This is a genomic window from Ewingella sp. S1.OA.A_B6 (genome assembly GCF_049889095.1).
Classification (GTDB): Bacteria; Pseudomonadota; Gammaproteobacteria; order Enterobacterales; family Enterobacteriaceae; genus Ewingella.
The window spans coordinates 1-288 of the sequence record NZ_JBLJFK010000061.1; the positions used below are offsets into that span (position 1 = coordinate 1).

The 288-nt window shown below is 43.4% G+C and carries 1 protein-coding gene; it reads right to left on the bottom strand.

What is annotated here, in order from left to right; translation table 11 throughout:
• Positions 1–288: secretin N-terminal domain-containing protein (locus tag ACMV8I_RS21465; protein WP_498867156.1), on the bottom strand; the 288-nt coding region annotated here is incomplete at both ends.

Here is a 288-nt window from a genome sequence, read left to right on the forward strand (position 1 = left end):
GCTTAAATTACCACCCACTAGCAGGTTACGATTACTTGCCGCACCTTGCGATAAAATACCCCATTTTACCCCAAGTTCTTTACTAAAGGTGTCTGTCGCACTCACAATGCGGGCTTCAATCATCACTTGTTTGACAGCGATATCGATTTTACTAATCAAATCACGGATGTTGCTGATGGTTTCAGCGGTGTCTTTAACAATCAAGGTGTTGGTTCTGGCATCGATTGTAACTGTACCTCTGTCTGTTAACAGTGAGGTATTGCTACTCGAACGATCGGATGTTGCTCT